Annotated in this window: 16 protein-coding genes; all 16 read right to left on the reverse strand. The window is 65.2% G+C overall.

What is annotated here, in order from left to right:
• Positions 1 to 18: 18 nt before the first annotated feature.
• The 16 genes from HV786_RS21030 to HV786_RS21100 all read right to left on the reverse strand — a co-directional run bounded on the left by HV786_RS21030 (position 19) and on the right by HV786_RS21100 (position 18,471).
• Positions 19 to 489, reverse strand: coding sequence for a hypothetical protein (locus HV786_RS21030; protein ID WP_175211727.1), 471 nt, complete (start codon positions 487 to 489; stop codon positions 19 to 21).
• Positions 490 to 565: 76 nt separating this feature from the next.
• Entirely contained in the window at positions 566 to 2,002 is a 1,437-nt protein-coding gene (locus HV786_RS21035; RefSeq protein WP_175211729.1) for a PA0069 family radical SAM protein, read from the reverse strand.
• 210 nt (positions 2,003 to 2,212) lie between these two features.
• A complete protein-coding gene (locus HV786_RS21040) occupies positions 2,213 to 3,511 on the reverse strand; it encodes a sulfate adenylyltransferase subunit 1 (RefSeq protein ID WP_175211731.1) in 1,299 nt (432 codons plus the stop codon).
• 42 nt (positions 3,512 to 3,553) lie between these two features.
• The gene (cysD, locus tag HV786_RS27375) at positions 3,554 to 4,462 is read right to left on the reverse strand and encodes a sulfate adenylyltransferase subunit CysD (RefSeq protein WP_062838617.1); all 909 of its coding nucleotides are present in this window, start codon (positions 4,460 to 4,462) and stop codon (positions 3,554 to 3,556) included.
• A 39-nt stretch (positions 4,463 to 4,501) separates the two neighbouring features.
• On the reverse strand, positions 4,502 to 5,245 hold the full coding sequence (locus HV786_RS27380; protein ID WP_128827750.1) for a phosphoadenylyl-sulfate reductase: 744 nt from the start codon (positions 5,243 to 5,245) through the stop codon (positions 4,502 to 4,504).
• On the reverse strand, positions 5,242 to 6,306 hold the full coding sequence (locus tag HV786_RS21050; RefSeq protein ID WP_175211736.1) for a sulfate/molybdate ABC transporter ATP-binding protein: 1,065 nt from the start codon (positions 6,304 to 6,306) through the stop codon (positions 5,242 to 5,244). Before HV786_RS21050 ends, HV786_RS27380 begins: the two co-directional genes overlap by 4 nt.
• A 24-nt stretch (positions 6,307 to 6,330) precedes the next feature.
• Positions 6,331 to 7,230 (reverse strand): sulfate ABC transporter permease subunit CysW, encoded by a 900-nt coding sequence (gene cysW / locus HV786_RS21055; protein WP_128827749.1) that lies wholly within the window; start codon positions 7,228 to 7,230, stop codon positions 6,331 to 6,333.
• The gene (gene cysT / locus HV786_RS21060; RefSeq protein WP_420809650.1) at positions 7,227 to 8,117 is read right to left on the reverse strand and encodes a sulfate ABC transporter permease subunit CysT; all 891 of its coding nucleotides are present in this window, start codon (positions 8,115 to 8,117) and stop codon (positions 7,227 to 7,229) included. The genes cysW and cysT overlap by 4 nt, the downstream gene beginning before the upstream one ends.
• A gap of 24 nt (positions 8,118 to 8,141) precedes the next feature.
• On the reverse strand, positions 8,142 to 9,170 hold the full coding sequence (locus tag HV786_RS21065; protein ID WP_128827747.1) for a sulfate ABC transporter substrate-binding protein: 1,029 nt from the start codon (positions 9,168 to 9,170) through the stop codon (positions 8,142 to 8,144).
• Positions 9,171 to 9,383: 213 nt separating this feature from the next.
• Positions 9,384 to 10,025, reverse strand: coding sequence for a peroxiredoxin (locus HV786_RS21070; protein ID WP_056322285.1), 642 nt, complete (start codon positions 10,023 to 10,025; stop codon positions 9,384 to 9,386).
• Between the two features lie 205 nt (positions 10,026 to 10,230).
• Positions 10,231 to 11,931 (reverse strand): aspartate-alanine antiporter, encoded by a 1,701-nt coding sequence (gene aspT / locus HV786_RS21075; RefSeq protein WP_128827746.1) that lies wholly within the window; start codon positions 11,929 to 11,931, stop codon positions 10,231 to 10,233.
• Positions 11,932 to 11,985: 54 nt separating this feature from the next.
• Entirely contained in the window at positions 11,986 to 13,806 is a 1,821-nt protein-coding gene (locus HV786_RS21080) for a bifunctional aspartate transaminase/aspartate 4-decarboxylase (protein WP_128827745.1), read from the reverse strand.
• A gap of 113 nt (positions 13,807 to 13,919) precedes the next feature.
• Positions 13,920 to 15,611 (reverse strand): aspartate-alanine antiporter, encoded by a 1,692-nt coding sequence (aspT, locus tag HV786_RS21085; protein WP_128827744.1) that lies wholly within the window; start codon positions 15,609 to 15,611, stop codon positions 13,920 to 13,922.
• Positions 15,612 to 15,794: 183 nt separating this feature from the next.
• Positions 15,795 to 16,724, reverse strand: coding sequence for an electron transfer flavoprotein subunit alpha/FixB family protein (locus HV786_RS21090; RefSeq protein WP_063952771.1), 930 nt, complete (start codon positions 16,722 to 16,724; stop codon positions 15,795 to 15,797).
• Between the two features lie 2 nt (positions 16,725 to 16,726).
• Positions 16,727 to 17,476: an electron transfer flavoprotein subunit beta/FixA family protein gene (locus HV786_RS21095; protein WP_056322273.1), complete on the reverse strand. Its 750-nt coding sequence runs from the start codon at positions 17,474 to 17,476 to the stop codon at positions 16,727 to 16,729.
• A gap of 71 nt (positions 17,477 to 17,547) precedes the next feature.
• Entirely contained in the window at positions 17,548 to 18,471 is a 924-nt protein-coding gene (locus HV786_RS21100) for a histone deacetylase family protein (RefSeq protein WP_175211738.1), read from the reverse strand.
• Between the last annotated feature and the right edge of the window lie 7 nt (positions 18,472 to 18,478).

An 18,478-nucleotide genomic window follows, 5' to 3' on the forward strand; every position in this document is an offset into this window, starting at 1 on the left:
CGCCGCGTGGCAGCGTGTTCAGAATCCGCCCGCCACGCCCAACCACATCAGGCCGGGAATCATTGCGCCCCAGGCCAACACCAGCACGACGTCCGTGATCATGGCTTTCATGGTGAGCTGGTTGGCAACGGGCTGAGCGTTGGCGTCACCGATGCTGTGATCGCGCGCGCCCATGGCGGCCGGCACGGCCGCGGGAGCGGCGGCCGGGGCCGACACGCTAGCCGGGGTGTCGACCGCAGGAGCGCCTGCCGCAGGGACGCCTGCCGCAGGGACGCCGGACACTTCCTCAGGCGTGGGCGCCGGGGGGAATGGCCAGCGGGCGGGCATGCGGGTGGCACGCGTGCGCGGGCCAGAGGCCGAACCGCTCCAGGGCAAGGCCATGCCCGTCAGGCTGGCGCAGAACGCGCGGGCGCGGTTGGCGCCGCGGCGCAGCGGATTCAGGGAAACGGCGAGCTCATCCGGCAGGACGGAAAAATCAGCGGTGTTCATGGGAACTCCTTGGATAAACGTTCCAGCGCCGAGGCGATTCGCCCTGGCATGCACCCGAGGCAACAGCAGCCTGCGGTCAGTCGAACAAAGACAATTGGCCGGCGGCCATGGCGCGCAACTGGCGCGCACCGCGCCCGTACGCGCCGCTGACCGCGGGCAAACCACCAGCAAAAGGGACCCCTGAAGACGCTTTCGCGCCAGCCGGGGATGGAAAATCGGAGTCGGCGCCGCCGGCATCACCCGGCGTAGCCGCGGCCGGGCCCGCCGGAGCCGCAGACGCAGCCACAGCGTCGAAAAGCGACGCCGAAGCGCCAGGCCCCACGGGCGGCGCGAATCGGCTGCCATCGAGCGACAGGCGCGTGCGGTTGAGCCCCAGCTTGCGCGTGGCGACCGCGAAGCGCTGGCGCAGCAGGTCGGCCCAGATGCCCGTCCCGCGCATGCGTGACCCGAAGTTGGGATCGTTGCGGCGGCCGTTGCGCAGGTCTTCGATGCGATGCAACACGCGCTGCGCGCGGTCCGGATAGTGGGCGTTGAGCCAGTCTTCGAACAGGGTTTTGACCTCCCAGGGCAGGCGCAGGACCGTGTAGCTGGCGTAGTGCGCGCCCGCGGCCTTGGCCTCCTGGAGGATGTGTTCCATGGATTCGTCGTTGATGAACGGAATGACCGGGGCCACCAGCACACCCACTGGCACGCCGGCGTCGGTCAGGCTGCGCACCGCTTCAAGGCGGCGCCACGGCGCAGCGGCGCGGGGCTCCAGCGTGCGCGCCATGCCGGCATCCAGCGTGGTGATGCTGATGTAGACGACCACGAGGTTCTGCTGCGCCAGGGAGGCCAACAGGTCCAGGTCGCGGGCGACCAGCGCGTTCTTGGTGACGATGGTGACCGGATGCCGGGTTTCGAGCATGAGCTCGAGCATGCCCCGCGTCAGGCGCCAGTCGCGTTCGATGGGCTGGTAGGCGTCGGTGGCCGAGCCGATGTTGATGGGCGACGGCTTGTAGCCGGGCCGGGACAGTTCGGCGCGCAGTGCCTGCACGGCGTTGGCCTTGGCCACCAGCCGGGTTTCGAAGTCCAGCCCGGGCGAATAGCCCAGGTAGGAATGCGTGGGGCGGGCATAGCAATACACGCAACCGTGCTCGCAGCCGCGATACGGATTGGCGGCGACGTCGAAGGGGATGTCCGGGGAATCGTTGCGCGACAGGATCTTGCGCGCTTCTTCCGCAGTGACCGTGGTCTTGGGTGCGGGCGGCGCGCAGCGGGTGTCGGGCAGGATGGGGATAACGGACGAGCGGGCGGAAGAACGGGCCGGGTCGCCGGCATCCGACACGTTATCGGGGACGGAGTCGATGAAATCGGGCGGCAGACCGGAAGCGGACCAGCCATCGTCGACCTGGACGCGGTCATCGCGCTGAAAGCGATGCCGAACATTAGTAACCGCACCCCGACCGCGCAAGGCGGCGGGGGCGGCAGCCGGGGACCCAGAACCGGCGGGAAAAGAATGATCGGTGCGTGCCATAAAAACTACTGTACAAAAACACAGTGATTTTGGCAAGCACCAAAAGCCTTTTCGTAAGACAGCCCAACTTTACCGCAAGAAGAAGACATCGTCTGAACAATTCGATTTCATCTTGCGATATCGCCCGGAAACCCGCTCCAACACTAGGTTTGGACGAAAAACAACACGAAAATCGGGCGCGAAATTCAGCGGTTTCGCCCCGGTTGCGGCTTACCGCAGCATGCCGGCGGCAGCCGTCTGATGCGTCGCCTCGTCGATCAGAATGAACGCGCCGGTTGCCGCCACCTCGTCGTAGCGATCGACCGCGAGCGACTCGCGCGTGGTGAGCGTCACGCGTCCGATGTCGTTCATGCGTAGCGTGCCTTCGGTGTTCTCGACTTCCTGCAGTTCATGGATGTCCCGATGCGACAGCACCGCACGCACCTTCGCCGACGTCAGACGCGTGCCAGACTTGAGCAGATACTTGCGCGCCGGATTCAAGGCCTGCGCGTCCAGCCAGCACAGCTCGGCTTCGAACTCGCGCGACACCTGCGCCGGCGCGGCCGTGTGCACGATCACGTCGCCGCGCGACACGTCGACATCGCGGTCCAGCACCAGCGTGATGGAGTCGCCCGCCACCGCTTCGTCAAGCGTGCGGTCGAACGCGCGCACTTCCTGCACCACCGCCGTCACGCCAGAAGGCTGCACCGTCACCGCGTCGCCGGGGCGGACCACGCCGCTGGCGAGCCGGCCCGCGTAGCCGCGGAAATCATCGGCGCGCTCGCCGCCATGCCGCGCAACCCACTGCACCGGAAAGCGCAGCGGCAACGCGCGGCCGTCGCCCGACAAATCCAGCGATTCCAGGAGCGCGAGCAGCGGCTGCCCGTCGTACCAGGGCGTCTTGCCGGACAGCGTGACGACGTTGTCTCCGCTCAGCGCCGACAACGGCAACGCGTCGAAATGCGCGATGCCCAGCTTGCCGGCCAGGTCCGCATAGGCGTCGCGGATGCGTTCGAAAACGGCGCGGTCCCAGTCCACCAGGTCCATCTTGTTCACCGCGACGACGATGTGGCGTATGCCCAAGAGGCGCGCGATGGTGCTGTGCCGCTTGGTCTGCGGCAGCAGCTTGCCGTCGGCGGCGCGGGTGGCGTCGATGAGGATGACCGCGACATCCGCGGTTGATGCGCCAGTCACCATGTTGCGCGTGTACTGCTCGTGACCCGGCGCATCGGCGATGATGAATTTGCGCGTGGGCGTCGAGAAGTAGCGATACGCCACGTCGATGGTGATGCCCTGCTCGCGTTCGGCTTCCAGGCCGTCCGTCAGCAGCGAGAAATCGATGCCGTCGCCCGCGACGCGCTTGTGCTTGGCGCGCGAGATCGCATCGAGCTGGTCGGCAAACACGCCCTTGCTGTCATACAGCAGGCGGCCGATCAGCGTGGACTTGCCATCGTCGACCGAGCCCGCCGTGATCAGGCGCAGCACGCCGGTGTCGGCGCCGGAAAGAAAGGAATCGTTCAGTGCGTTCATGTGGTTCCCCAGACGCCGGCATGCGCCGGCGCGTCTTGTCGTTCAGAAATAGCCTTCCTTCTTGCGGCGCTCCATGGAGGCCTCGGAAGTCTGGTCGTCCATGCGCGTGGCGCCGCGCTCGGTGATGTCCGTCACGGCGGTCTCGGCGATGATGGCCATGGTGTCGCCTGCGTCGGAGGCGACCGGGCACGTGCACGAGATATCGCCCACCGTGCGGAACCGGACCGACAGGCGTTCGACCTGTTCGCCCTCGGCCGGCGGCGTCAGGCGGGTGACGGGCACCAGCAGACCCTTGCGGCGCACCACCTCGCGCTCGTGCGCGAAGTAGATCGACGGCAGCGCCAGCCGTTCGCGCTGGATGTACTGCCAGACGTCCAGCTCGGTCCAGTTCGAGATCGGGAAGACGCGCATGTTCTCGCCGCGATGCACGCGCGTGTTGAACAGGCTCCAGAGCTCGGGACGCTGGGCCTTGGGATCCCACTGGCCGAACTCGTCGCGGAACGAAAAGATGCGTTCCTTGGCGCGCGCCTTTTCCTCGTCGCGGCGCGCGCCGCCGATGCAGGCGTCAAAGCCGAATTCCTCGATGGCTTCCAGCAGCGTCACCGCCTGGGCCGCATTGCGCGAGTCGGTCTCGCGGCGCAGCACGACGCTGCCGCGCTTGATCGAATCCTCGACGCTGCGCACGATCAGCGTCTCGCCCAGCTCGGCCGCGCGGGCATCGCGAAAGGCGATCACCTCGTCGAAGTTGTGCGCGGTGTCGATGTGCATCAGCGGAAACGGGAAGCGGCCGGGCCGGAAGGCCTTTTCTGCCAGGCGCAGCAGCACCACGGAATCCTTGCCGCCCGAAAAAAGCAGGACGGGCTTTTCGCATTCGGCCGCGACTTCGCGCAGGATGAAGATCGCTTCCGATTCCAGCCAATCCAGGTGGCTGCGTTGGATAACAGCAGACATAGGTTTTCCCCTAAAACGATTTTGAATTCATGGCCGCGCTCAATCGGCGCGCGCCGCAATGGTGATGACCCGGTTGCCCGCGTGCAGGCCGCATTCCTTCGAGTCGGACGATTCCCACCACCACCGCCCTGCCCGCAGGTCCTCGCCGGGGCGGATGGCGCGCGTACAGGGTTCGCAACCGATGGACGGGTAGGCCTGGTCGTGCAGCGGGTTGTAGGGAATGCCGAGCGCGCGGATGGCGGACCAGATGTCGTCCTCGCTCCACTCGGCCAGCGGGTTGAATTTGTAGAGGCCGAAGGTCTTGTCGTCCTCTTCGAGCAGCAGCTCGCCGCGCGTCGTGGACTGTGCGCGCCGCTGGCCGGTGATCCAGGCGCCGCGGCCGGCCAGCGCGCGCTTGAGCGGCTCGACCTTGCGGATCTGGCAACAGGCCTTGCGCAGCTCGACGCTTTCGTAGAAGGCATGGGCGCCATGCGCCGCGACGTGTTCGTCGACCGCCGCCTGCACGGGCCGGTACACCGTGACCTCGCGGCCGTAGCGTTCGCGCACCGCATCCAGCACACCCAGCGTCTCGGCATGCAGCCGCCCCGTGTCCAGCGTGAAGACCTCAAGATCCAGGTCCGAGCCATAGATGGCATGCGTCAGCACCATGTCCTCGGCCGCCAAAGACGAGGCCAGCGCGGCGTCCGGGTAACGCCGGCGGATGTCCGCCAGCCGCGCGGTCAGGTCGCGCCAGCGTGCAGCCAAGGCGGGTTCAAGTTCTGAAGGGAGTTCCGATGTGGTCATGGTTGCACCGCGAAAATACGGGCGCGCCGGGGACGCGCCAACAGGATCTCGCCATCCTGCAGATTGAGGTGCTGATAAACGGATTCCGGCACCTCGGCCTCGATGACGGCGTCCGAGTCCTGGCGCGCCAGTTCCAGGTATGCGCTGGGGCCTGCCAGATAGGCGTGAGAAAGCCGAACGGCAATGCCCTCGGCGCCGGCGCGGTAGCGCTCGACCTCGAACTCATGCGGCCGCACATAGGCCGTGGCGCGCTGCGCGTCGGCTTGCGCCAGTTCCGGGGCAGGCAGCGACAGGCCGGCGCCTTCCCACACCCCGCGCGTGGCGGTGCCTTGCAGTTGATTCACGTCTCCCAGGAATCCGTAGACGAACGGCGTGGCCGGACTTTCCCAGACCTCGCGCGGCGTGCCCACCTGCTCGATGCGGCCGGCGTTCATCAGCACCACGCGGTCCGAGACTTCCAGCGCCTCTTCCTGATCGTGCGTGACGAACACGCTGGCCACGTGCAGTTCGTCGTGCAGGCGCCGCAGCCAGCGGCGCAGTTCCTTGCGCACCTTGGCGTCCAACGCGCCGAAGGGCTCATCGAGCAGCAGCACGCGCGGCTCGACCGCCAGCGCCCGCGCCAGGGCGATGCGCTGGCGCTGCCCGCCCGACAGCTGCGCCGGATAGCGGTCGGCCAGCCAGTCCAGTTGCACCAGGCTCAGCAGGTCATGCACCTTGCGCTTGATCTGATCCTCGGAAGGACGCTGCGAGCGGTGCTTGACGCGCAGGCCGAAGGCCACGTTCTCGAACACCGTCATGTGCTTGAACAGCGCGTAGTGCTGGAACACGAATCCAACCTGGCGCTGCCGCACGTCCACGGCCGTGGCGTCTTCGCCCGCGAACAGCACGCTGCCCGAATCGGCCGACTCCAGCCCGGCGATGATGCGCAAGAGCGTGGTCTTGCCGCAGCCCGACGGCCCCAGCAACGCCACCAGCTCGCCGGTCTCGATGTGCAGCGACACATCGTTCAGCGCCCGGAACTGGCCGAAGCGCTTGGATAGATTGCGTACTTCGATACTCATGCCTATGTCTCCTTGCCCGGCCCGTCAGACGGCCGCCGGGTTGATGGCAACCGCGGGACCGGGATACTCCACCGGCTGGTCGGCGCCCCGCAGAAGGCGCGCGTTGCGCCACTCGACCACGTTCTTCGCCACCAGGGTCACCAGCGCCAGCAAGGCCAGCAGCGAGGCGACGGCGAACGCCGCGGAATACTGGTATTCGTTGTAGAGAATCTCCACATGCAGGGTCATCGTGTTGGTCAGCCCCCGGATCTGCCCGGACACCACCGACACCGCCCCGAACTCGCCCATCGCCCGCGCATTGCACAGGATGGCGCCGTACAGCAGGCCCCACTTGATGTTGGGCAGCGTCACGCGCCAGAAGATCTGCCAGCCGCTCGCTCCCAGCGTCAGCGCGGCCTGCTCTTCCTCGCTGCCCTGCGCCTGCATCAGCGGGATCAGTTCGCGCGCCACGAACGGGAACGTCACGAACAACGTCGCGAGGATGATCCCGGGCACCGCATAGACGATCTTGATGTCGTGCGCCTGCAGCCACTCGCCAAACCAGCCCTGCGAGCCGAACAACAGCACGAACACCAGACCCGCCACCACGGGCGAGACCGAGAACGGCAGGTCGATCAGCGTGATGAGGAACTGCTTGCCGCGGAACTGAAACTTGGTGATGGCCCAGGCGGCCGCCACGCCGAACACCAGATTGACCGGCAAGGCGATTGCCGCGACCAGCAGCGTCAGACGGATCGCCGCCAGCGCGTCCGGTTCGACGATGGCGTCCAGGTACAGCGCCCATCCCTTCCGGAAGGCCTCGGCGAACACCGCCGCCAGCGGCACCAGCAGGAACAGCGCCAGGAACCCCAACGCGATGAACAGCAGCACGCCGCGCACCCAGCGCGGCTCGGTCAGATGCGCGGGACGATCCGATGCGCTCATGACTGCCTCCCCAGGCCGCGGCGCGCCTGCCAGCCCTGCAACAGATTGATGACAAGAAGCAGGACAAACGACAGCACCAGCATCACGGTCGCGATGGCGGCCGCGCCGGCGTAGTCGAACTGCTCCAGCTTGGAAATGATCAGCAGCGGCGTGATCTCGGACACCATGGGCATGTTGCCGGCAATGAACACCACCGATCCGTACTCGCCCACCGCGCGCGCAAACGCCAGCGCAAACCCCGTCATCAGGGCCGGCGTGATGGTCGGCAGCAGCACGCGGCGGAAGGTCTGCCAGCGGTCCGCGCCCAGGCTGGCGGCGGCCTCTTCGATTTCGCGCTCGACATCTTCAAGCACGGGCTGCACCGTGCGCACGACGAACGGCACGCCGATGAAGATGAGCGCGATGACGATGCCCAGCGGCGTGAACGCCACCTTCAGGCCAAACCATTCCGACAACGGCCCGCCCAGCCAGCCCTTCTGCGAATACAGCGCGGTCAGGGCAATGCCCGCCACAGCCGTCGGCAGCGCGAACGGCAGGTCAACCAGCGCGTCCAGGATCTTCTTGCCGGGAAAGCGGTAGCGCACCAGCACCCACGCAACCACCGTGCCGAACACCAGGTTCACCAGCGCCGCGATGAACGAGGCGCCGAAGGTCAGCTTGTAGGAGGCCAGCACGCGCGGCGCGGTGACCGCGTCCCAGAAGCCTTGCCATCCCAGGCCGGCGCTCTTGATGGGCAAGGCGGCAAGCGGGATCAGCACGAGCACGCTGAGATACAGCACCGCGTAACCCATGGAAATGCCAAATCCGGGCAGCACGCCCGGGCTGTTGCGCCGAGCGGCAAAAGGCGCTTGCGCGCCGTTTGCCACCGGGTTCGAGGCTGAAGTCATGGCCATCGTCCGAACGTGATGCCGTTATTTCTTCTGCGGCTGGTAGATCTGGTCGAAGGTGCCGCCGTCGCTGAAATGGTCCTTCTGCGCCTTGCGCCAGCCGCCGAAGATCTTGTCATCGATGGTGACGAGCTTGACCTTGGGGAACTTGGCCTCGTACTTGGCGGCGACCGTCTTATCCAGCGGACGGTAGTAATTCTTGGCGATGATTTCCTGGGCGGCCGGGGTGTACAGGAATTCCAGATAGGCCTGCGCGGCGGCGCGCGTGCCCTTCTTGTCCACGACCTTGTCGACGATGGCCACCGGCGGCTCGGCCAGGATGGACAGCGACGGCACCACGATGTCGAACTTGTCCGGGCCCAGTTCCTCCAGGGCCAGGAACGCTTCGTTCTCCCAGGCCAGCAGCACGTCGCCCACGCCGCGCTCCACGAACGTCGTGGTGGCCCCGCGCGCGCCGGTATCCAGCACCGGCACGTGCTTGAGCAGGTCGCCGACGAAGGCGCGCGCCTTGTCCTCGCTGCCGCCGTTCTTTTCCAGCGCATAGGCCCACGCGGCCAGGTAGTTCCAGCGGGCGCCGCCGGAGGTCTTGGGATTCGGGGTGATGACCTGCACGCCGTCCTTGACCAGATCGTCCCAGTCCTTGATCTGCTTTGGGTTGCCCTTGCGCACCAGGAACACGATGGTGGACGTATACGGCGAGCTGTTCTGCGGCAGGCGGGTCTGCCAGTTTTCGGGCAGCAGGCCGCGGTCGGCGATGGCGTCGATGTCGTAGGCCAGCGCCAGCGTCACCACGTCGGCTTCCAGCCCGTCGATGACCGAACGCGCCTGGCGGCCGGAACCGCCGTGCGACTGGCGAATCGTCAGATCGACGTTGGCCTTTTCCTTGTACTGCTTGACGAAGGCGTCATCGATGGCGCGATAGAGTTCGCGCGTCGGATCGTAGGACACGTTCAACAGCGTCTGCTTCTGCTGTGCCTGCGCGGGCGCCACCGCGGCAAACGACACCGTGACTGCGGCCAAGGCGGCCAACCAACCGGCTTTCCTGAAAGACATGCCCTGCTCCCTGTGATCTGCAATGTGGAGGCAAGTTTGCGGGCAGGCCGATCTGAACGGAACGAATCATTTTTTGATTGCTCATCGCCAAGAGGCATATAGGACGCGCGTCCCAGCAACGAAAAACCGCCGCAATCCTCTATGAAGATTGCGGCGGTCCGGGTGGTCATCGGGCGCGCTGAAGCGGCAGCGCGCACCCCCTGTTTTTCGTATTTACTTATTCGGTTGCGGCGTGATGCGCAGGTACGGACGCACGGCCTTGTAGCCCTTGGGGAACTTCTCCTTGATGACCGCTTCGTCCTGCAGGGAAGGAACAATGATCACGTCGTCGCCGTCTTCCCAGTTGACCGGCGTGGCCACGCTGTGGCTGTCGGTCAGTTGCAGCGAATCGATGACGCGCAGGATCTCATTGAAATTGCGGCCCGTGCTGGCGGGATACGTGATGGTCAGGCGGACCTTCTTGTTCGGATCGATGACGAACACCGAACGCACGGTCGCCGTGGCGCTGGCATTCGGGTGGATCATGTCGTACAACTCGGAGACCTTGCGGTCCTTGTCGGCGATGATCGGAAAGTTGACCGTCGTCGATTGCGTGTCGTTGATGTCCTCGATCCACTTGGCGTGCGAATCGGCGCCATCGACCGACAGGGCCAGAACCTTCACGTTGCGCTTGGCGAACTCGTCGGCCAGCTTGGCGGTGTAGCCCAGCTCGGTCGTGCAGACGGGCGTGAAATCGGCCGGATGCGAGAAAAGCACCCCCCAGCTGTTGCCCAGGTACTCGTGGAAGCGGATCTTGCCAGCCGAGGATTCCTGCTCGAAATCAGGGGCGGTGTCGCCCAGGCGTAGTTGACTCATGATGTCTCCTGTACGGGATTCAGTTGATGGGACCGGCCGCCGGTCCGGCTTGGACCGCAGCGGGCAATCGCGTTTCGGGGCGGCGGTGACCGCGTGTGAAACGATTCTTCCATCAAACCTGCAGGCGGGGAAATACGCAAGTCATATAACCTTATGCAATATTCGCAGCGGCTTTGCGCCGCCCCGCCCTCCGGGCCGAAGCCGCTCAGCCCAGGTGGTACGCCAGCGACACGATGATCGGCCCCAGCACTGGCAGCAGCACGTTGGCGATGGCGTATGTCACCGTGTAACCCAAGAGGGGCACCGAACTGCCGCTGGCCGTCAGGATGGCACTGATGGCCGGCGTGCTGACATGCTGCCCGGCAATGGCGCCCACCAGCAGCGGCCCTTCAATCTTCAGCAGCTTGTGTCCCACCCACAGCGACAGGCAGGCCGGCCCCAGCGACACCAGCAGGCCGATCAAGGGGAGCACCGCGCCATGCTCGCGGATCAGCGACAGCGCATCCGGCCCGGCCGACAAACCCACGCAGGCCACGAAGATCGCCAGTCCCAGGTCCTTGAGCAGTTGCACGGCATGGGCCGGCATGTGTCCGATCGACGGCCGCTTCGCATTGATCCAGCCGCACACCAGGCCGCTGACCAGCGCCCCGCCCCCGCTGCCCAGCGATACCGGAATCCCCCACAGTCTTGCCCCCAGGCTGCCGATCATCAGCCCGGCAAGAATGCCGAACGCCAGAAAGACCAGGTCGGTCACGCCGCTGCGGCGCAGTTCGGATCCCAGCGCCGCGCCCGCCTCGGACAGCTCCGGCTCCGCGCCCACCAGGGTGACCAGATCGCCGTACTGCACGACCGTCGCGGGGGTCAGGGGCAGCACGTGCCCCGACCGCGAAATGGATTGCAGGAACACGCCACGCGCGCGCCGGGCGTTGGGACGCTTGGCCAGCTCGCCCACCGTGTGACCATTGACGGTCTTCTTGCTGACGATGATTTGCAGCTCGCTCAATTGCAGGTCGTCCGCGTGCGCCTCGGGCAGCTGGATCTCCGGGCCGATCACCGATCCGGCCCGCAGCGCAAAACGGCGCAGTCCAAGCACCACCACGATATCGCCGGTCGCCAGCACATAATCGGGCGTGGCATCGACCGCCTCGCCATTGCGCAGGATCCGGCTCAGCACCGTGCGCCCGCCCAACAGGTCCTCCACGTCGGCGACCCGTTTGCCGTCCACGTCCTTGACCACGTGGGCGCGCCCCACCAGACGCGGCAGCGTGGGCACGCTGGCTTCGTCGTTGTCGCCGGGCGTGGCGCCCAGCTGGGCCTCCAGCGCCTTGGACGCCTCGCGCAGGTTGATGCGCAGCAGCGCAGGCGCCACCTGGCTGGTGAAGAACACGATGCTGATCAGACCCACCAGATAGGTCAGCGTGTAGGCCGTCGCGATGTTGGCCTCCATGCGCTGCACCTCGGCATCCGGCAGCCCCAGGTGCTTGAGCGCCTCGGCGGCGGTGCCCACGACAGCCGATTCTGTGGCCGCGCCGGCCGCCAGGCCCGCGGCGGTGCCGGCATCCAGCCCGAACAGCGGCACGGCCGTCAGCACGATCGTCAAGACCAGCACCGCCTCGATGAGCGGCAGCGCCAGAAAGCGCAGGCTGGATCGGTTGAGGTTGGCGAAGAACTGCGGGCCGCCGGAGTAGCCCATGGCAAAGATGAACAGGGCGAACGCGACCTCCTTCAAGTCGCCGCGCATCTGGCAGCCCGTCTGGCCGATCAGCAGGGCGACGATGAGCGTGCCGCACACCCCGCCAAGCTGTATCGGCCCGACCTTCAGCTTGCCGATCAGGTATCCCAAGCCCACCGTGACGAACAACACCGCGATGGGGACGCTATTGAAAAACCCGACCGAACACGTCATGAGTTCACGCCGTCCTGTTGTTGCATGCGCGATGAGCGCCTGCGTTGCGGCCGCCTACTTTTCGGCGGCCTTCTTTGCCGACTTCGCAGCCGTGTCGGCCTTCTTCACCGCCTTCTTCACGGCCTTCTTGGCCGCCGTCTTGCCAGCCGGGACGCGCTTCTTGGCGGCAGATGCCTTGACCGTCTGGCCCTTGCCCGCGGTGGGGCCGGAACGCACCAGCTCAGACGACTTCCACGCCTCGACATATTCGGTCGCGGATTCGACCATGTACTTGCCGATCTTGGCGTAGTCCCCGTCGTCCAGGTTGGCGAGCGAAATTCGGATCGACCACGGCGGGCCGCCGAAGCCGCCGCCGTCCATCAGTACGACCCCCGACTTCTCCGCCAAGCGGAACAGGAAGTCCACCGGTTCGTAGTTGTCGATCATGTATTTGCAGAAGGCGTCTCCATACATGACCTTGGCCCAGACCATGAAGTCCAGTTCGACGTAGTACCAGCCCCGCATCGGATCTTCCGGCGGCATCGGAATACCCAGCCCCCGCCACAGCGCGTCGCGCCGGCTGCGCACGATCTGCATGGTCAGATGTTTGTAGGCGTCCTTCAGGTCCAGCAGATGCGACAGCGCGAAAAAGCCCATCTGCACCTGCTGCGGCAACGACAGCCCGGCCGTGTGGTTCAGGGCGACATCACGGCTGTCCGCGACCAGGCGGTCGATGAACTTCAGTTTCTCCGGCTCCATCGTCATGGCGCCGTAGCGCTTGTCCAGCCGTTTTTTCCAGGCGGCGGGCAGCTGGGCAATGCGCCGGTCCATCGTGTTGTTCTCGTGCGTGGCGATGACGCCCAGGCGCCAGCCGGTGCAGCCGAAGTTCTTTGAAAAGGAGTACACGCAGATGGTGTTCTGCGGCACCTCCGCCATCAGCGACCGGAAATTCGGCACGAAGGTGCCGTAAACATCGTCAGTCACCAGCACCAGGTCGGGATTCTTTCGGATCAGACGCACGATCTGCTTCATCTCGACCGGACTGAATGCGACGGATGGCGGGTTGCTGGGGTTCACCGTGACCGCCAGCTTGATCTTGGGATCCTCCAGCTTGGCGATTTCCGAGGCCGGATAGTGCCAGTCGTGTGTGCCATCCGCGCGCATGCTGTTGGCATTGATGCCGACGATCTTGAACTGGAAGCGCTCAAGGTGCGCGATTTCGATGTAGGGCGTGAAGGTGGGCAGGAACAACGCGATGGTATCGCCCTGCTTGAGCAGACCGTTGACCATCAGCGAATCGAAGATGTAGCACATGGCCGCCGTGCCGCCTTCCACCGGGAAGAGGTCGAACTTGCCCTTGGGCGGGCGGCCATCGCACATTTCCTTGACGAGGTAGTCATGAATGATCTGCTCGGTGTGCACCAGCGCCCGGGGAGGCACGGGATAGTGGTCACCGATGATGCTGTCGGTCAGTTCATGGATCCATTCGTCCGGATCAAACCCCTTGATCTTCACGCCGTATTCCAGCACCCCGACGAGAAAGTCGTAGCCGTCTTCGCCTTTGTGCTTGGAGAGGAACTTGCGTAGCCGTTCCGCGCATCCTTTTTTCGCGGGCATGCCCGCCAGAATGCCTTCGTCGCGCACCCGGCGCGCCTCTTTCATGGCAAACCGCCCCAACAGGAAAAACGCATCCCGCGGCTCCGTGGCGATCCAATTGGGATTGCCGCGGCCTGCGTTCAGCATGGAGGCGGCGGCCGACTGCTGGCTATCCTTGGCCAGCGTAATCAGATAGTCCTTCAGTTCGAACGGAGACAACTGTTCCAGGTCGCGCTGATGGGAACGTGTGGTCTTCAAGGCCGAGGCCAGGCTGACGGTGACGGGCGCAGTGGAAGCCATTTTGTGTACTCCTGATGTGCGTGTTGACCGGCTCGGTAAAGACCGGCGCCGTTACGATTGCCGCGCTTCTCTTCTCTGTACCGCCCGCAAGCCGCGGCTTGCGGGCTGTCCTGCTAGGCCATGAGCATGACGATGACAATGCCCCAGATGATCAAGAGGGTATTGCCGATGGCATAAGGCACCGTGTAGCCAAGCGCCGGGACCTGGCTTTTCGCCGTTTCGGTGATCTGGCCGATGGCCGCGGTCGTGGTCCGGGCGCCGGCGCAAACGCCCAACGCAATGGCCGGGTGAAACTTGAAGACATGACGGGCGATCAGCACGCCCAGGATCATCGGAATGCTGGTGGCGATGACGCCTGCGATGAAGAGCTTGGCGCCCAACTGCTGGAAGCCCTGCACGAACCCCGGTCCGGACACGATGCCCACGACCGCGACGAACGCGGTAAGGCCGACCGATGTCAGGAACCAGTGCACCGGCTCGGGCACACGCCCGAACGTCGGATGCACGGAGCGCAGATAGCCGAACACCAGCCCTGAAATCAACGCGCCGCCGGAGGTCGACAGCGTGATCGGAATTCCGCCCACGGTCAGCACCAGCGTGCCGAACAACCCGCCCAGCAAAATGCCGAAACCCACGAACACCATGTCGGTCTGGTTGGTGGCGCGGTCCACGTAGCCCAGTTTGCCCACGACCCGTTCGACGTCGCGCTTGGCGCCCAGAATGAAAAGGCGGTCGCCGCGGTCCAGCTTCAGGCCCCAGTTGACCGGCATCTCGTGGCCGCCGCGCACGACCTTGCGCAGAAACACGCCCCGGCCCAGTTGGCGCACCGTCTCGTTATCGGCAAGCTCCTTGATCGTCTTGCCGGCCACGTTCTTGTTGGTCAGCACGACTTCGACGACTTCGGCGGGCAGGTTGATGACGTCACGGTCCTCGACCTCGGTGCCGATGAGACCTGAGGCCTGCAGCACCAGCGCGTCATGGCGGCCGGTCACGCCCAGCACATCGCCGGCCTGCAGCGCCGTGCCGGAGTCGGCATCGATGATCTGGTCGCCGCGGCGGATACGCTCCACAAACACGCGGGCGTCGACGAACTTCGCCTCCAGGTCGCCCACCGTCTTGCCCACGTATTCCGTGTTGTCCAGCCGGTAGGCCCGCGCCGTGAACTTGCGGTAGCCCGACAGTTCCATCGAATCGGCCCCGCCGGACATCTTGGCCTCGTACTCCTGGCATTCCTTCACGATGTCCACGCGCATCAGCTTCGGGCCCAGCGACGCCAGCAGCCAGGCGCTGCCCACCGTGCCGTAGATGTAGCAGACCGCGTACGCGACGGGGATGCTGTCGATCCACTGCTTCTTGGTGGCGGCGTCTACGGACAGCCCGTTGATCGTGTCGGTGGCCACGCCCATGACCGCCGAAATGGTCTGCGCGCCCGACAGCAATCCCGCGCCGGTGCCGGCGTCAAAGCCGAACGCGACCGCGGTCCCCCAAGTGACCAGCAGGCAGAGCACGCAGATGATGACGGCAAAAATGACCTGAGGAAGGCCATCGCTTTTCATGCCGCGGAAGAATTGCGGTCCTACGCCGTAGCCAAGACCGAAGAGGAAAAGCAGGAAAAACACCTGCTTGAGAATGGGGGCAATCGATATGTTGAGCTGGCCGACCAGCACGCCCACCAACAGGGTTCCCGTTACTGCGCCCAGATTGAAGCCGAAGATCTTCTTGGCGCCGATCCAATAGCCCAGACCCAAGGTCAGGAAAATCGCCAGCTCCGGGTACTTACGTAGTGTGTCAAAGAACCATTCCATCACGAATCTCCTTCGTTCTGTACAGGTCAAGCACATTCGCAAACAGGGGGTAGCGCGCCGGTTACGTTAGCAGAGTCTTTGCGAAAATCAAACGTTTTTGACAATTTTGCGGCGCAGATAAGACGTGCAAAAAAAAACCGCGGGCGTAACGCCCGCGGTTCTGATTGACGCCTGCGCTGCGGTTTACAGCGCGTTGGTCAGTTCAGGCACGACCTGGAACAGATCGCCCACCAGGCCGTAATCGGCCACGCCAAAAATCGGCGCCTCGGCGTCCTTGTTGATCGCGACGATGACCTTCGAGTCCTTCATGCCGGCCAGATGCTGGATGGCGCCCGAGATGCCGACGGCCACGTACAGTTGCGGCGCGACGATCTTGCCGGTCTGGCCAACCTGCCAGTCGTTCGGCGCGTAGCCGGCGTCGACCGCGGCGCGCGAAGCGCCCAGCGCGGCGCCCAGCTTGTCCGCCAGCGGATCCAGGATCTTGAAGTTTTCGGCGCTGCCCAGACCGCGGCCGCCCGACACCACGACGCGGGCGCCGGCCAGTTCAGGACGGTCGCTCTTGGCGACTTCGCGGCCCACAAACGTGGACAGGCCCGAGTCGGCGACAGCGGCAGCGTCCTCGACCGAAGCGGAACCGCCTTGGGCGGCAACCGCGTCAAAGCCGGTCGTGCGCACGGTGATGACCTTGACGGCGTCGGCCGATTGCACGGTGGCAATGGCGTTGCCGGCGTAGATCGGGCGCTGGAACGTATCGGCGGATTCGACGCCGATGATGTCGGAGATCTGCGCCACGTCGAGCTTGGCGGCGACGCGCGGCGCCACGTTCTTGCCCGAGGCCGTGGCCGGGAACAGGATGTGGCTGTAGCTCGAGGCCACGGCCAGCACCTGCGCGGCGATGTTTTCGGCCAGGCCGTCGGCCAGATGCGGGGCATCGGCCAGCAGGACCTTCGCCACGCCGGCGGCCTGGGCGGCCTGGTCGGCCACGGCGCGCGCGTTGGCGCCGGCGACCAGCACGTGCACGTCGCCTCCGATCTTGGCGGCGGCGGCGATGGCGTTCAGGGTTGCGCCCTTGAGTTGGGCGTTATCGTGTTCGGCAATAACCAGCGTCGTCATGATCAGACCACCTTCGCTTCGTTCTTGAGTTTGTCCACCAGCGCCGCGACATCGGCAACCTTGATGCCGGCCTTGCGGGCGGGCGGCTCGCTGACCTTCAGCGTCTTCAGGCGGGGCGCGGGATCAACGCCCAGGTCTTGCGGCGTGACGGTGTCCAACTGCTTTTTCTTGGCCTTCATGATGTTCGGCAGCGTGACGTAGCGCGGCTCGTTCAGGCGCAGGTCGGTGGTCACGATGGCGGGCAGCTTCAGCGACAGGGTTTCCAGACCGCCGTCGACTTCACGCGTCACGGTGACCTTGCCGTCGGCCAGTTCGACCTTGCTGGCGAACGTGGCTTGCGGCCAGTCCAGCAGCGCGGCCAGCATCTGGCCCGTCTGGTTGGCGTCGTCGTCGATGGCTTGCTTGCCCAGAATCACGAGCTGGGGCTGTTCCTTATCGACCAGCGCCTTGAGCAGCTTGGCGACAGCCAGCGGCTGCAGTTCGGCATCGGTCTGGACCAGCACGCCGCGATCGGCGCCGATGGCCATGGCGGTACGCAGTGTCTCCTGGCATTGCGCAACGCCGCAAGAAACCGCCACGACTTCAGCGACCGCGCCCTTTTCCTTCAGGCGGGTGGCTTCTTCGACGGCGATCTCGTCAAAGGGGTTCATGGACATCTTCACGTTGGCGATATCCACGCCGGTCTGATCAGACTTGACGCGCACCTTGACGTTGTAGTCAACGACGCGCTTGACAGGTACCAACACCTTCATCCCGCTGCCTCCAATTGGAAAATAATGACCCGGCATGGGCCGGGATCGCATTGCACAATTTTTTCCTGATTCTACAGCTTCGCCAGCGCCCGTATGTGCGCGACCACGCTGCGGCCCAAGGCGGACAAGTTGTAACCACCTTCGAGCGTGCTCACGATCCGGCCCTGACAGTGGCGATCGGCCACCTCGACAAGCTGCTCGGTGATCCAGGCGTAGTCCGCCTCCACCAGGCCCATCTGCCCCATGTCGTCCTCGCGATGGGCATCGAAGCCCGCGGACACAAGGATCAATTCGGGACGGTGCGCCTCCAGCCGCGGCAGCCAGGTGTCCGTGACGATGGTCCTGACCGCGGCGCCCGCGGTATAGGCGGGCACGGGCACATTGAGCATGTTGGCGGCCGGATGGTCCGCGCCGCTATTGGGAAAGAACGGATGCTGGAAGAAGCTGCACATGAGCACCCGATCGTCCCCGGCAAAGATATCCTCGGTGCCGTTGCCATGATGGACGTCGAAATCGACGATCGCCACGCGCGTCAGGCCGTGAAAGTCCATGGCATGCTGCGCCGCAATGGCGACGTTGTTGAAAAAGCAGAAGCCCATGGCCTGCGACCGGCACGCGTGGTGCCCTGGCGGACGCACGGCGCAGAAGGCCGTTCGCGCCTCGCCGCCCAGCACCGCATCGACCGCCGCCACCCCCGCTCCCGCCGCGTGCAACGCCGCCTCGAAGGTGTGCGGGTTCATGAGCGTATCCGGATCGATAGGGTAATACCCTTGGTCCGGCGTATGTTTCTGCAAACTGTCCAGGTACTGGACAGTGTGCACGCGCAAGAGGTCATTGCGGGACGCCTGCGGCGCCTGCCGGTCATCCAGATAAGGCATCAATCCGCTTGCGAGCAACTGATCGGAGATGGCGTCCAGCCTCTGGGGGCTTTCCGGATGCCAGCTTCCCATTTCATGCAAGCGGCATGCCGGGTGGGTAAGATACATGGTCTCCATAAGGAAG

Source organism: Achromobacter mucicolens, from assembly GCF_902859725.1.
GTDB classification, from domain to species: Bacteria; Pseudomonadota; Gammaproteobacteria; order Burkholderiales; family Burkholderiaceae_B; genus Achromobacter; species Achromobacter mucicolens.

What these genes read in the sequence shown, in the direction of transcription:
- HV786_RS21030 (WP_175211727.1), bottom strand. Translation starts at nt 489, where the DNA reads ATGAACACCGCTGATTTTTCCGTCCTGCCGGATGAGCTCGCCGTTTCC.
- HV786_RS21035 (WP_175211729.1), bottom strand. Translation starts at nt 2,002, where the DNA reads ATGGCACGCACCGATCATTCTTTTCCCGCCGGTTCTGGGTCCCCGGCT.
- HV786_RS21040 (WP_175211731.1), bottom strand. Translation starts at nt 3,511, where the DNA reads ATGAACGCACTGAACGATTCCTTTCTTTCCGGCGCCGACACCGGCGTG.
- cysD (WP_062838617.1), bottom strand. Translation starts at nt 4,462, where the DNA reads ATGTCTGCTGTTATCCAACGCAGCCACCTGGATTGGCTGGAATCGGAA.
- HV786_RS27380 (WP_128827750.1), bottom strand. Translation starts at nt 5,245, where the DNA reads ATGACCACATCGGAACTCCCTTCAGAACTTGAACCCGCCTTGGCTGCA.
- HV786_RS21050 (WP_175211736.1), bottom strand. Translation starts at nt 6,306, where the DNA reads ATGAGTATCGAAGTACGCAATCTATCCAAGCGCTTCGGCCAGTTCCGG.
- cysW (WP_128827749.1), bottom strand. Translation starts at nt 7,230, where the DNA reads ATGAGCGCATCGGATCGTCCCGCGCATCTGACCGAGCCGCGCTGGGTG.
- cysT (WP_420809650.1), bottom strand. Translation starts at nt 8,117, where the DNA reads ATGACTTCAGCCTCGAACCCGGTGGCAAACGGCGCGCAAGCGCCTTTT.
- HV786_RS21065 (WP_128827747.1), bottom strand. Translation starts at nt 9,170, where the DNA reads ATGTCTTTCAGGAAAGCCGGTTGGTTGGCCGCCTTGGCCGCAGTCACG.
- HV786_RS21070 (WP_056322285.1), bottom strand. Translation starts at nt 10,025, where the DNA reads ATGAGTCAACTACGCCTGGGCGACACCGCCCCTGATTTCGAGCAGGAA.
- aspT (WP_128827746.1), bottom strand. Translation starts at nt 11,931, where the DNA reads ATGACGTGTTCGGTCGGGTTTTTCAATAGCGTCCCCATCGCGGTGTTG.
- HV786_RS21080 (WP_128827745.1), bottom strand. Translation starts at nt 13,806, where the DNA reads ATGGCTTCCACTGCGCCCGTCACCGTCAGCCTGGCCTCGGCCTTGAAG.
- aspT (WP_128827744.1), bottom strand. Translation starts at nt 15,611, where the DNA reads ATGGAATGGTTCTTTGACACACTACGTAAGTACCCGGAGCTGGCGATT.
- HV786_RS21090 (WP_063952771.1), bottom strand. Translation starts at nt 16,724, where the DNA reads ATGACGACGCTGGTTATTGCCGAACACGATAACGCCCAACTCAAGGGC.
- HV786_RS21095 (WP_056322273.1), bottom strand. Translation starts at nt 17,476, where the DNA reads ATGAAGGTGTTGGTACCTGTCAAGCGCGTCGTTGACTACAACGTCAAG.
- HV786_RS21100 (WP_175211738.1), bottom strand. Translation starts at nt 18,471, where the DNA reads ATGGAGACCATGTATCTTACCCACCCGGCATGCCGCTTGCATGAAATG.